13 protein-coding genes are annotated in these 12,520 nt (G+C 70.3%); 5 read left to right on the plus strand and 8 right to left on the minus strand.

The window, feature by feature from the left end:
* Positions 1–112: 112 nt before the first annotated feature.
* Complete coding sequence (locus ACWEF2_RS15930; RefSeq protein WP_453815897.1) at positions 113–1,474, minus strand: LVIVD repeat-containing protein; 1,362 nt, start codon at positions 1,472–1,474, stop codon at positions 113–115.
* A 222-nt stretch (positions 1,475–1,696) separates the two neighbouring features.
* On the opposite strand from ACWEF2_RS15930, the gene ACWEF2_RS15935 reads away from it, so the two are divergent.
* Positions 1,697–2,326, plus strand: coding sequence for a DUF305 domain-containing protein (locus ACWEF2_RS15935; protein ID WP_453815783.1), 630 nt, complete (start codon positions 1,697–1,699; stop codon positions 2,324–2,326).
* Between the two features lie 15 nt (positions 2,327–2,341).
* Here ACWEF2_RS15935 and ACWEF2_RS15940 read toward each other — a convergent pair whose 3' ends face one another.
* On the minus strand, positions 2,342–3,583 hold the full coding sequence (locus ACWEF2_RS15940; protein ID WP_453815785.1) for an adenosylhomocysteinase: 1,242 nt from the start codon (positions 3,581–3,583) through the stop codon (positions 2,342–2,344).
* 62 nt (positions 3,584–3,645) lie between these two features.
* Positions 3,646–5,073, minus strand: a complete 1,428-nt coding sequence (gene ahcY / locus ACWEF2_RS15945; protein WP_453815787.1) for an adenosylhomocysteinase — start codon at positions 5,071–5,073, stop codon at positions 3,646–3,648.
* 196 nt (positions 5,074–5,269) lie between these two features.
* Between ahcY and ACWEF2_RS15950 the strand changes: the two genes are divergently transcribed.
* From ACWEF2_RS15950 to ACWEF2_RS15960, 3 genes are read left to right on the plus strand one after another with little or no spacing between them, the layout of a single operon-like run.
* Entirely contained in the window at positions 5,270–5,605 is a 336-nt protein-coding gene (locus ACWEF2_RS15950) for a MerR family DNA-binding transcriptional regulator (RefSeq protein ID WP_453815789.1), read from the plus strand.
* A 42-nt stretch (positions 5,606–5,647) separates the two neighbouring features.
* Positions 5,648–6,835, plus strand: coding sequence for a sensor histidine kinase (locus ACWEF2_RS15955; RefSeq protein WP_453815791.1), 1,188 nt, complete (start codon positions 5,648–5,650; stop codon positions 6,833–6,835).
* An 8-nt stretch (positions 6,836–6,843) separates the two neighbouring features.
* A complete protein-coding gene (locus ACWEF2_RS15960; protein ID WP_453815793.1) occupies positions 6,844–7,623 on the plus strand; it encodes a response regulator in 780 nt (259 codons plus the stop codon).
* 84 nt (positions 7,624–7,707) lie between these two features.
* Here ACWEF2_RS15960 and ACWEF2_RS15965 read toward each other — a convergent pair whose 3' ends face one another.
* From ACWEF2_RS15965 to ACWEF2_RS15985, 5 genes are read right to left on the minus strand one after another with little or no spacing between them, the layout of a single operon-like run.
* Positions 7,708–8,637 (minus strand): cation diffusion facilitator family transporter, encoded by a 930-nt coding sequence (locus ACWEF2_RS15965; RefSeq protein WP_453815795.1) that lies wholly within the window; start codon positions 8,635–8,637, stop codon positions 7,708–7,710.
* 42 nt (positions 8,638–8,679) lie between these two features.
* Entirely contained in the window at positions 8,680–9,786 is a 1,107-nt protein-coding gene (locus ACWEF2_RS15970) for a bifunctional phosphoglucose/phosphomannose isomerase (RefSeq protein ID WP_453815797.1), read from the minus strand.
* The gene (locus tag ACWEF2_RS15975; RefSeq protein ID WP_453815799.1) at positions 9,783–9,956 is read right to left on the minus strand and encodes a Trm112 family protein; all 174 of its coding nucleotides are present in this window, start codon (positions 9,954–9,956) and stop codon (positions 9,783–9,785) included. The genes ACWEF2_RS15970 and ACWEF2_RS15975 overlap by 4 nt, the downstream gene beginning before the upstream one ends.
* A 4-nt stretch (positions 9,957–9,960) precedes the next feature.
* On the minus strand, positions 9,961–11,322 hold the full coding sequence (locus ACWEF2_RS15980; RefSeq protein ID WP_453815801.1) for a phosphomannomutase/phosphoglucomutase: 1,362 nt from the start codon (positions 11,320–11,322) through the stop codon (positions 9,961–9,963).
* A 49-nt stretch (positions 11,323–11,371) separates the two neighbouring features.
* Positions 11,372–11,740 carry a DUF3499 domain-containing protein gene (locus ACWEF2_RS15985; RefSeq protein ID WP_355591931.1) on the minus strand — a complete coding sequence of 123 codons (369 nt, stop codon included), beginning with the start codon at positions 11,738–11,740 and terminating at the stop codon, positions 11,372–11,374.
* Between the two features lie 228 nt (positions 11,741–11,968).
* On the opposite strand from ACWEF2_RS15985, the gene ACWEF2_RS15990 reads away from it, so the two are divergent.
* Entirely contained in the window at positions 11,969–12,364 is a 396-nt protein-coding gene (locus ACWEF2_RS15990; protein WP_355591928.1) for a metallopeptidase family protein, read from the plus strand.
* The last annotated feature ends 156 nt before the right edge of the window (positions 12,365–12,520 follow it).

Here is a 12,520-nt window from a genome sequence, read left to right on the forward strand (position 1 = left end):
CGAGTGCGGGTGAACGCCTCCGGTCAGGGCCGGCGGATCCCGTTGAGGACACCGTGGCCGGTCGGTCGACGGGCCGGATCCCACCGGGAGGCGCTCACCTTCGACATCACTGTCAGTCGTCGTGGCCGTGGTAGGACGCCTGGGTCTGCACGTTCAGCCGGTCCAGGTGAACCCGCCTGGCCGGGTCGGTACGGGGGTCACTGATCTTGAGGACGTCGAGTCCGTGGTGGAAGTCGCTGCCGTAGATGTAGCCGTTGTAGTAGTAGGCCGACCAGATGCCGCCCCTATTTCCGTTGGGCTCGGGGCCGCGCTCGAAGAAGCCGATCTCCTTCGGGTCGGCGGAGTCGGTGAAGTCGATGATGGAGACGCCGCCCTGGTACCACGCCTGGACCAGGATGTCGCGGCCCTTGACCGGGATCAGCGAGCCGTTGTGCGCGACGCAGTTCTCGGTGTCGGCCTGGTAGCGGGAGATCTTGAAGTAGCTCTTGAACACGAGCCCGCCGCCGGTGATGTCGTAGATGGCGTCGGCACCGCGGTTGGGCCCGGTGGTCTCGTTGCAGGTGGCCGCGCCGCCGCCCCCGAGCTCGTCGGTGAAGATGACCTTGGTGCCCTCGTTGTTGAACGTCGCCGAGTGCCAGAAGGCGAAGTTCGGGTCGGTGACGTGGGCCGTGACCACCGGATTGGCCCGGTCGGAGATGTCGAACAGCACACCGTCACCCATGCAGGCGCCGGCCGCGACGTCCCTCTCCGCGTAGACGGTGATGTCGTGGCAGCCGCTGGTGGGTATCAGCAGGCCGGGCTGGGTCTCGTTGCCGCCGTCGGGGAAGACGACCGGGGTGCTGACGACCGCGGCGTCGGTCGGGGTGCGGAGCGGTACCTTGATGATCGAGATCTTGTCGTGTGGCGGCGCGCAGTCGGGGAACGTCGCGTTCGGGTTGTAGGAGGAGACGTACAGGTAGACGTTCCGCCGGTCCCTGCCCTTGCCGGGAACGAGGGTCAGGGTGTGCGAGCCGCAGTTGGTCTCGACGGACTTGATGTACTTCGGACTCTTCTTGTCGGTGATGTCGAAGATCCGGACACCCTCCCACGACTCCTTGATCGACGCGCTCTGCGAGGTGCTGCTGCAGGAGTCGTTGTTACGGGAGGAGTCGACCGCGGTGAACAGCAGGTTCCCGTAGACCGACACGTCCATCTGGGAGCCGGGGCAGATGACGGCGCTGACGGCCTTGGCCTGCTTCGGGTTCTCGATGTCGTAGATCGAGAACCCGCCGTAGTTGCCGACATAGGCGTAGTCGCCCTGGAAGGCGATGTCGGAGTTGATCGTGCTTCCCAGCCCGATGGGCTTGGGCACGTTGGTCACGTGCGACACGTTCGGGCTGGTGACGACCTGTCCCGGCGGCGGGATGTCGGCGGCCTGGGCGGGCGCCGTGGCCAACGCCATCGCCACCGCCACCGCCGTCGCGACCGCGCCCATGACCGGGAACCGGCCCCCCAGGCCCTTCCCGAGAGGAGATACCACTACGAGCCTCCTTCCCTATGTGCCACAAAGGTCACATAAACGACTAAATGGTTCACCTCAACGGAAGATCAGACAAGCTGTCATAGTGTCAGTAAATTTTTCCGATATGCGGCCTTTACCGGGTTTCCCGGAGAAGGTTAAGGTCTTCTCTCACCGGAGTGTGAAAAAGGAGGCCTGGTGCGCGTAGCGCCCGTTCTTGTCGTCCTGGCCGGCCTGTCCCTCAGCGCGTGCACCGCCGACCCGGCGCCGCCCTCCGCGGGCTCCATCGCCCCTGTCATCGCGCCCGGGAGGCCGGGCGAGCCGGCCAGGACGATCGGTCCGAGCGAGGCCGCCACGGCCGTGCCGACCCCCACGGCCAACGCGGCGGACGTGAGATACGTACAGGACATGATCGTCCATCACCGGCAGGCCCTCGACATGGCGATCCTGGCTCCGGCGCGCGCCGGCACCCCGAGGCTGAAAAGCCTGGCCTCGCGCATCAAGGACTCCCAGCTACCGGAGGTCCAGGTCATGACCTCCTGGCTGCGGGAGCAGGGCCAGCGCCTGCCGGACCATCACGCGGGCCACGCCGGCATGCCCGGTATGGCCACCCCCGAGCAGATGGAGGCCCTCGCCGCCGCCTCGGGAGGGGAGTTCGACCGGCTCTTCCTCCAACTGATGATCGCCCATCACCGGGGCGCGCTGACGATGTCCGAGCAGGTGCTGACCGCCGGCTCACACCTGAGGATCGAGGAACTGGCCAACGAGATCGCCGCCACCCAGGCCGGTGAGATCCGCCGGATGCTGGAGATGCGGACGGCCGCCTGAGGGCGGGAGAGGACGTCAGGAGCCCAGGCGCCAGGAGCGGAGGTAGCCCTCCTGCTCGGAGGTCAGGCTGTCCACCTCGATGCCCGCGGCGGCCAGTTTGAGCCGCGCCACCTCCACGTCGACCTCCTCCGGCACGTCGTAGACCCCCGGGGCCAGCCTCAGGCGCTCGCGGGCCAGCCAGGCCACCGCGAGCGCCTGGGCGGAGAAGGACATGTCCATCACGGCGGCCGGATGCCCCTCGGCGGCCGTCAGGTTCACCAGGCGGCCCTCTGCCAGCAGCAGAAGCCTGCGGCCGTCGGCCAGGACGTACTCGTCGGTGTTGGGGCGCACCCCCGGGTGCATGGCCCCGGCCAGCTCGTCCAGCGCCCTGACGTCGATCTCGACGTCGAAGTGACCGGCGTTGGCCAGGATCGCGCCGTCCTTCATCAGCGTCAGATGCTCGCCCCTGATGACGTCGCGGTTGCCGGTGACGGTGACGAACACGTCCCCCACCCGGGCCGCCCTCGCCATCGGCTGGACGTCGTACCCCTGGAGCGAGGCGTCCAGCGCCTTGACCGGGTCGATCTCGGTGATCACCACCCGGGCGCCCAGGCCCCTGGCCCGCTCGGCCACGCCCCGGCCGCAGAAGCCGAACCCGGCGACCACCACGGTCTTGCCCGCCAGCAGGGTGTTGGTGGCGCGCATGATGCCGTCGAGGGTGGACTGGCCCGTGCCGTACCGGTTGTCGAACATCCGCTTGGTCCGGGTGTCGTTGACGGCGACGACCGGGAAGCGCAGGGCGTGCTCGGCGGCCATCTGCCGGAGCCTGATGATCCCGGTCGTGGTCTCCTCACAGCCTCCGGAGACCGTCTCCAGCAACTCGGTCCGCTCGGTGTGCAGGATGTTGACCAGGTCGCAGCCGTCGTCGACGACGAGGTCGGGGGAGATGTCGAGCGCCCGGTGGATGTGCCGGTAGTAGGTCTCCCGGTCCACCCCGGCCCTGGCGTGCACGGCGATGCCGTGGCCGCTCAGCGCCTCGGCGACGTCGTCCTGGGTGGAGAGCGGGTTGGAGGCGGCCAGCGCGATCTCGGCGCCGCCCGCCTTCAGCGCGCCCATGAGCACGGCGGTCTCGGCGGTCACATGCAGGCACGCGGCGACGCGCAGCCCGTCCAGCGGACGCTCGGCCGCGAACCGCTCCCCGATCGCGGTGAGCACCGGCATCGCCCGGGCCGCCCATCCGATCCGCCGCTCACCGGCGGCGGTCAGCGCGCTGTCCACGTCTCTCCCCGGATTGCCCGAGGGCCCCCGCGGAGCTCGCGGGGGCCCGGTGGAACGGTCGGTCAGTAACGGTAGTGGTCGGGCTTGTAGGGGCCCTCGACGTCCACGCCGATGTACTCGGCCTGGGCCTTGGTGAGCGTGGTGAGCTTCACGCCGAGCGCGTCGAGGTGGAGCCGGGCGACCTTCTCGTCCAGGTGCTTGGGCAGCACGTAGACGCCGACCGGGTACTGCTCGGTCTTGGCGAACAGCTCGATCTGGGCGATCACCTGGTTGGTGAAGGAGTTGGACATGACGAACGAGGGGTGGCCGGTGGCGCAGCCCAGGTTCATCAGGCGGCCCTCGGCGAGCAGGATGATGGCGTGGCCGTCGGGGAAGGTCCAGGTGTGGACCTGCGGCTTGACCTCCTGCTTCACGATGCCGGGGGTCTTCGCCAGGCCGGTGATGTCGATCTCGTTGTCGAAGTGGCCGATGTTGGACACGATCGCGTTGTGCTTCATCCTCGCCATGTGGTCGGCGGTGATGATGTCGAAGTTGCCGGTCGTGGTGACGAAGATGTCGGCGATGCCGACGACGTCGTCCAGCGTGGTGACCTGGAAGCCGTCCATGGCCGCCTGGAGCGCGCAGATCGGGTCGATCTCGGTGACGATGACCCGGGCGCCCTGGCCCCTGAGGGCGTCGGCGCAGCCCTTGCCGACGTCGCCGTAGCCGGCCACGACCGCGACCTTGCCGCCGATCAGCACGTCGGTGGCGCGGTTGAGGCCGTCGATGACCGAGTGGCGGCAGCCGTACTTGTTGTCGAACTTCGACTTGGTCACCGAGTCGTTGACGTTGATCGCCGGGAAGAGCAGCGAGCCGGCCTTGAACATCTCGTAGAGGCGGTGGACGCCGGTGGTCGTCTCCTCGGTGACGCCCTTGATCCGGGAGGCGATCTCGGTCCACTTCTTCTCGTCGGTGACGGTACGGCGGAGCAGGTCGAGGATGACCTTCCACTCCTCGGCGTCGTCCTCGGCGGCGGTGGGGACGGCGCCGGCCTTCTCGTACTCGACGCCCTTGTGGACGAGCAGGGTGGCGTCGCCGCCGTCGTCGAGGATCATGTTGGGGCCGTCACCGCCGGGCCAGAGCAGCGCCTGCTCGGTGCACCACCAGTACTCCTCCAGGGTCTCGCCCTTCCAGGCGAAGACCGGAACGCCCTGCGGGTCGTCCTCGGTGCCCGCCGGGCCGACGACGACGGCCGCGGCGGCGTGGTCCTGGGTGGAGAAGATGTTGCAGCTCACCCAGCGGACCTCGGCGCCGAGCGCGACCAGCGTCTCGATGAGCACGGCTGTCTGGATGGTCATGTGCAACGAGCCCATGATCTTCGCCCCGGCCAGCGGCCGGGCCTCGGCGTACTCCTTGCGGATGGCCATCAGACCCGGCATCTCGTGCTCGGCGAGCTGAATCTCCCTGCGCCCGAAGGCCGCAAGGGAAAGGTCGGCGACCTTGAAGTCCATGAATTTACCCCTCTGGTTGATGGTCTCGCTCGCCTCGCGCCCTCGCCGATCTCACGATCCTGCTTCGCTCCCGGGCAAGGCGGCCACTCCACCGGAAAAGTCGACGGTGTGAGTTTAGGTGGCCGACGCGGCGCGGCGCACCTTACGAACCGCTAATCTGACACAAGAATGTAAGATTCATCGGAAAGGCCGGAGAATGCGGATCACCGAGGCCGCCAGGCGGCTGGGCATGTCCCCCCGGATGCTCCGCTACCGCGAGGCGCTCGGCCTGCTCCCGCCGGTCAGGAGCCGGGGGGCGCACCGGCGGTTCGGCCCCGAGGAGCTCGCGGCCGTGGCCCAGAGCATGGAGCTGGAGAAGCGGTTCGACATCTCCCCCGCCGAGCTGTCCTTCGCGCTGCGGGTGCTGAGCGAGCCCTCGGTGGCGCAGGCCGTACGGGATCTGGGGCTGCGGATCGGCCGCATCCAGGCCCCGCGCCGGGCGCTGGACTTCGAGAAGGAGAAGGCGCTGCGCCTGCTCCAAGGTCGCTCCTAGGAGTGACGACGCCGTATCCCCCTGATCGAGACAATTCCTCCCATGGATGTCACCACCACGTTGAGCCGGGCCGAGAGGCGAATCTCGGCCTTCGACCTCCGGCGGGTCATCGAATCACCCCTCACGGACATCGTCGTCGCCGCCCTGCTCGCGGGCTTCGCCGTGCTGGAGACCGCCGGCATGCGCCACGGCACGATCGCCGTCCTGCCCGCGCTGCTGGCCACCGCGCCGCAGGCCGTCCGCCGCCGGCACCCCTGGCCGGCCCTCCTGCTGACCCTGCTCGGCGCCGGGCTGGGGGTGATCAACATAGGTCCGCCCAGCCTCCCCCTGGCCGTCGCCCTCTCGGGCGTGCTGTCCTTCTACACGCTCCTGCGCCGGCTCGGACGGAGAGGCGCATGGGCCCTGACGGCGCTCATCTCCGTCCTCGTCGTACTGTTCGACAGGGCGGTCGGTCTCCTGCTCGACAGGGCGATCGGTCTCCACTCCGGGGGCGGCGTCGTCGCGGTGTTCCTCGGCGTGATGATCGCGACCGCCCTGCTCGCGGACGTACGGCGGAGCCGCACCGAGATCAAGGAGGTGCGCGCCGACAACCTGGAGACCCTCAGGGAGCGGGCCGCGATGGCCGAGCGGGCCAGGATCGCCCGGGAGATGCACGACATCGTGGCCCACTCGGTGTCGTTGATCGCCGTCCAGGCCGAGACCGCGCCCTACACGCTCGACGACCTCGACGACCGGACCAGGCGGGAGTTCGCCGAGATCGCGACCTCCGCCCGCACCACGCTCACCGAGATGCGCCGCCTGCTCGGCGTGCTCCGCGCCGACGTCCCCACCGCCCCGGAGACCGCGCCACAACCGGGGCTGGCGCGGCTTCCCGAGCTGGTCGGGCGGCACGACGGCGAGGTGGACCTGGACGTGGTCGGCGAGCAGGTGCCGGTCCCGCAGGCCGTGGACGTCTCGGCCTACCGGATCGTCCAGGAGGCGCTGACCAACGCCCGCGTCCACGCCCCCGGCGCCCGGGTCTCGATCGAGCTCACCTACCGCCCCGCCCTGCTGGTGCTGCGGATCGTCGACAACGGCCCCGGCCCCGCCGCGGACCCGCCGGACGGGCATGCCGGTCGGCACGGCCTGGTCGGCATGCGCGAGCGCGCCCTGGCCCTCGGCGGCTGGTTCAACGCGGGTCCCGGCCCCACCGGGGGCTTCCTCATCCAGGCCGGCCTACCTCTGGACTGATCTCCGCCATGTCCCCCGTCACCCCCTCCCCCGGCACACCGGACACGCCGGACGCGCCTCAGGGAGGCCACCCCGGCGAGCCCGTCTCCTCCAACCGGCCCCGGCGGCCCCGGCGGGCCGGCCCCCCGCCCACCGCGGCACCGGACGGACGGATCCGCGTGCTGGTCGCCGACGACCAGCCGATCGTGCTCCGCGGGTTCTCCGCCGTACTCGACGCGCAGCCCGACCTCACCGTCGTGGGCACCGCCCCGGACGGCGCGCGGGCGGTCCGGCTGGCCGGGGAGACCCACCCGGACGTCGCGCTCCTCGACATCCGGATGCCGGAGATGAACGGGATCGAGGCGGCCCGCCGGATCCTGGAGAACGAGACGACCAGGGTCATCATGATCACCACATTCGACCTGGACGACTACGTGTACGACGCGCTCACCGCGGGGGCGAGCGGGTTCCTGCTCAAGGACGTCCGGGCGAACGACCTGGCCGACGCGGTCCGGACGGTGGCGCGCGGCGACGCGCTGCTCGCCCCGAAGATCACCAGGCGGCTGATCGCGGAGTTCTCCCGCCGGCGCCGCCCGGCACCGCCCGGCCCGCTGACCCCTCGCGAGACGGAGGTGCTGCGCCTGATCGCCCGGGGCCTGTCCAACGCCGAGATCGCGGCGCACCTCGTGGTCACCGAGCACACCGTCAAGACCCACGTGGCCCGGCTGCTGGCCAAGCTCGGGCTGCGCGACCGCACCCAGGCCGTCATCCACGCCTACGAGTCGGGGCTGATCGTCCCGCACACCTGAGACGCCCCGCACGCCGGCCGTCGCGGACCGCCTCCCCATGGGAGGACCCCGGGGACACGGACGTCCCCGGGGTCCTCGGGAACCTCAGAGGGAGCCGTTGACCCTGCTCTTGTCCAGATCCGGCTCCAGGTAGATGACGCGGGCCGCCGGCACGGCGGCGCGGATGCGCTGCTCGGCCTCGTCGATGCCCCGGGCCACCTCGGCCGCCGTCTCGTCGTGATCCACCGCGATCTTGGCGGCGACCAGGATCTCCTCCGGTCCCAGGTGGAGGGTGCGCATGTGGATGACCCTGGCCACCTCCGGCACGCCCTGGAGCGCGGTGACGATCTGCCTCTCGACCTCGGGGCCCGCGCTCTCACCGATCAGCAGCGACTTGGTCTCGACCGCGAGGATGACCGCGATGATCGCGAGCAGGACGCCGATCGCCATCGTGCCGACGCCGTCCCAGACACCGTCACCGGTGATCACGGCCACCGTCACGCCGAGCAGCGCGAGGATCAGGCCGACCAGGGCGCCAAGGTCCTCCAGCACGATGACCGGCAGCTCGGGCGACTTGGACCGCCGGATGAACTGGACCCAGGACTGGTCGCCGCGGACCGCGTTGGACTCCCTGATCGCGGTACGGAAGGAGAAGCTCTCCGCGACGATCGCGAAGATCAGCACCCCGAAGGCCACGATCGGCGTCTCCACCGGGCGCGGGTCGTGGATCTTTTCCCAGCCCTCGTAGAGGGAGAAGAGCGCGCCGATGGTGAACAGCACCACCGCCACCACGAAGGCGTAGAAGTAGCGCTCCCGGCCGTAGCCGAACGGGTGCTCGGCCGTCCGCTCCCGCTCCGCGCGCTTCCCGCCGACCAGCAGCAGCACCTGGTTGCCCGAGTCGGCCAGGGAGTGGATCGACTCGGCGAGCATCGACGACGAGGTCGTGACCAGATAGGCGCCGAACTTGGCCACCGCGATCGCGAGGTTCGCGGCCAGAGCCGCGATGATCGCTTTAGTACCGCCGCCCGCGCTCACGGCAGCCTCCACTCATATAGCGATAAAAGACGAGACAGGATACTAATGTGAAATTCTCGCCTTGAGTTCGGTGATGGCCGAAACCGGGGTCGGGTCGACCCCGTACCCGATGGCGAGGTATGTACTCGCGTAGTCGCCCAACTCTATGAGGGTCGCGAGCCGCTCCAGCGGATGCACCCCCTCCGCGACGATCTGGGTGACCGGAACGCCCCGGTCCTCGGCCAGCCGTACGGACGCCTCGCGGCGCCGTACCACCTGGGGGTGCTCGTCCACGTCGCGCAGCACGAACAGCCGCAGCGACCGCCCCGCCTCGTCGGCGAAGATGTCCCGCCTGGCCAGCGGGCCGTCGAACGCCACCACCTGATTGTGGTTGGCCTCCGGGATCTCCCCCCAGATCGCGGGATACTTACCGTTCTCGTTGAGCTGGCAGGCCCACCGGTAGGCGGCGACGGCGGCCGGCGAGGAGGAGCCCCAGATCATCGGCACCGTCTCGGCCAGCTCCATGGCCAGCGACTTGCCCGGGTTGATGAAGGACTCGCTCGTCGGGCGGCACCGGTGGGCGACGTCCTCCAGACGCTCCGCCGTGGCCTCGAACACCTCGTCGTCCACCTGGATCAGGCCCAGCTCGGCGGCGGCGACCACCAGCGGGACCGAGAGCGCCCAGACTGCGGTACGCGGCTGCCCTCGGGTGACGACCGGCACGAAGGCCGCACCCGACTGCCGGGCGACCGCGTGCAGCGGCGAGTCGGGCGCGCCCAGCACGAGCAGGCGGCACCCCCTGCGGACGGCCTCCATCGCCACCGCGAGCGTCTCCTCGGTCTTTCCCGAGCAGGACACCGCGATCACCAGGTCGGTCCCGCCGACCCAGCCGGGCAGCCGGTAGGAGCGCACGGTCACGATCGGCAGCGGGACACCGTGACCGCACACCGCGTTGAGGATGTCACCGGCGATGCCGGAGCCGCCCATACCGGCGACCACGATGGACCGCGGCCGGCCCCCCTTGGCCAGCGACCCGAGGCCCGCCTCACGCGCGGCCCGGTGGGAGGTGCGGACCTGCGCCGCCGAGGCCGCCACCGCGCGGAGCATGCCCGACGGGTCGCCGTCGGCCAACCGACCCTGATCGTCGAGCCGATCGGGCTCCCAGCTCACGACTTCCGCGCCTCGTCGACCAGCAGCACCGGGATGTCGTCCCGGACCGGATACACCAGGCCGCAGGAGGCCGAGGTGCACGACAGCTCGTCCGTCTCCGGCTCGGCGCGGAGCGGGGACTTACAGTGCGGACAGGCCAGGATCTCCAGCAGCCAGTCGTCGATCTTCACTCGCTCAGCTCCTCACGACAGCGAGAACTTCGTCCCTGATCGCTGCCATCTGAATCTCGTCGGCCGCCTCGGCGTTCAGCCTGAGCAGCGGCTCGGTGTTGGACGGACGAAGATTGAACCACCATCCGGGGCCGGAGACGGTCATGCCGTCCAGCTCGTCGAAGGTGACGCCGTCACGACCGGCGAACCTCCCGCGGACCCGCGCCGTCGCGGCGGCCTGGTCGGCGACGGTGCTGTTGATCTCCCCGGAGGCCGCGTAACGGGCGTAGTCCGCGAGGAGCTCCGACAGCGGCCGATCCTGCTCTCCGAGCGCGGCCAGCACGTGCAGCGCGGCCAGCATGCCGGTGTCGGCGGACCAGAAGTCCTTGAAGTAGTAGTGCGCGGAGTGCTCACCGCCGAAGATCGCACCGGTCCTGGCCATCTCCGCCTTGATGAAGGAGTGGCCCACCCGGGTGCGGATCGGGCGGCCCCCGTGCTCGGCGACGATCTCCGGAACGCCCCGCGAGGTGATCAGATTGTGGATGATCGCGGCGCCGGGGTGCTTGGCCAGCTCGCGGGCCGCGACCAGCGCGGTGATGGTGGACGGCGAGACCGACTCGCCGCGCTCGTCGACCACCCAGCAGCGGTCGGCGTCGCCGTCGAAGGCCAGGCCGATGTCGGCGCCGACGTCGAGCACGGCCTTCTGCAGGTCGCGGAGGTTCTCCGGCTCGATCGGGTTGGCCTCGTGGTTGGGGAAGGTGCCGTCCAGCTCGAAGTAGAGGGCGGTCAGCTCCAGGGGAAGCCCCTCGAACACCACGGGCACGGTGTGCCCGCCCATGCCGTTGCCAGCGTCCACCACGACCCGCAGCGGCCGGATCCCGGAGAGGTCCACCAGCGTGCGCAGGTGGTCGGCGTAGCCGCGCAGCAGGTCGCGCCCGGAGACGGTCCCGCCACCGTCACCACCGTCACCGCCCGCGCCGGACGCGAGCAGCGCGGCAGCCCGGTCGCGGATCTCGGCCAGCCCGGTGTCGCCGCCGATGGGCACGGCACCGGCCCGGCACATCTTCATGCCGTTGTAACGGGCCGGGTTGTGGCTGGCGGTGAACATCACGCCGGGCAGGCCCAGGCTGCCGCTGGCGTAGTAGAGCATGTCGGTGGAGCCAAGACCCACGTTGATCACATCGGCGCCGCGCGAGGTCGCCCCCCGGGCGAAGGCCGCCGCCAGTGGCCCGGACGAGGCGCGCATGTCGTGCGCCGTCACCGTGGTCCGCGCCCCGGTCACCTCCACGAAGGCCGCGCCGACCGCCTCGGCGGTCTCCTCGTCCAGTTCATCCGGTACGACACCGCGCACGTCGTACGCCTTGAAGATCTTGGCGAGGTCGCCCACTCCAGCTCCGCCCCTTTTTGTCGTCTCTGCTGGGCACAGCCTAGCCGGGTCAGCGGTCGCGCTGGGGCTGAGCGGAACGGAGCACCCGCAGATGCCCGCGGCGCCCAACCTCGACCCCCTGCCCCACCGGCTCGGTGCCGTTCGTCGGGGCGGGTCTGGCGGCCTCGCGAACCGCGTTGGCGAGGGCTTCGAGATCGTCGGTGCTGGGTGATACGCCGTCTGTGGGAAGCCGGACGACCTCCCAGCCGCGGGGTGCGGTGAGCCGCTCGGCATGCTCGGCGCACAGGTCGTAACAGTGCGGCTCGGCGTACGTCGCCAAGGGCCCGAGAACGGCGGTCGAATCGGCGTAGACGTACGTGAGCGTGAATACGGCGGGCTGACTACACGCGGTGCGGGAACAGCGGCGGACGGGGCTCACGGTGGGACCGTATCCGGTAAGCGTCCGAGGCGCCACTATCTGAGCGCTCTTAACGAGCGTGTCGCCACAATTCGGACACGTGTCCCGGCTTTGACCCGCCTGTACGGCTTACACCCGCCTGTAACGGCCCCTTCACACCTTCGCTCCGGGCGCGTCTAAGCTTGGCCCGTGAGCTCGGCATCCGGTAGACCTCGTCCCCCCCGCAGGCGCGACCGGCACGGTCGCGGTATGCGGGGTCCGCTGGCGCCCTCTCACGTGCCGATCGCCAAGTCTCGCAGCGAGCGCTTCGACGATCTCGTGCTGGACGCGGTGGACCGGCTCAGACCCCGCTGGAGCGACCAGCTCGCGGCCGTGGAGTTCGCGGTCGAGGACGTGCCCCCGATCATCGACCTGGGCGACGGCCCCGGACTGCTCAGCGGTGGGCCCATCCCGTTCGGCCGGGCCGAGCCCGCCGCCGGAAAGCGCCCCGCCGTCGTGATCATCTACCGCCGTCCCCTGGAGGCCAGGGCCCGCGACCGCGATCAGCTCGGCGCGATGGTGCACGACGCCGTGGTGGAGCAGATCGCCGGGCTGCTGGGGTTGTCCCCCGAGTCGGTGGACCCGGGATACGACGGGGACGACTGACCCCCGACCCGCACGCCCGAGCCCCCTCCCCGACTCCCGGTCCCGGTCCCGGGTTTCCGGCTCGCGGGACCCGGGAACACCGTACCCATCCACGAGATCCCGGGCTCGCCGACCCCGCCCCGTCCGGCCCCTCACGCCCGAGGGCGGCACGGTGGT

The sequence above is a fragment of the Streptosporangium sp. NPDC004631 genome (assembly GCF_053601935.1).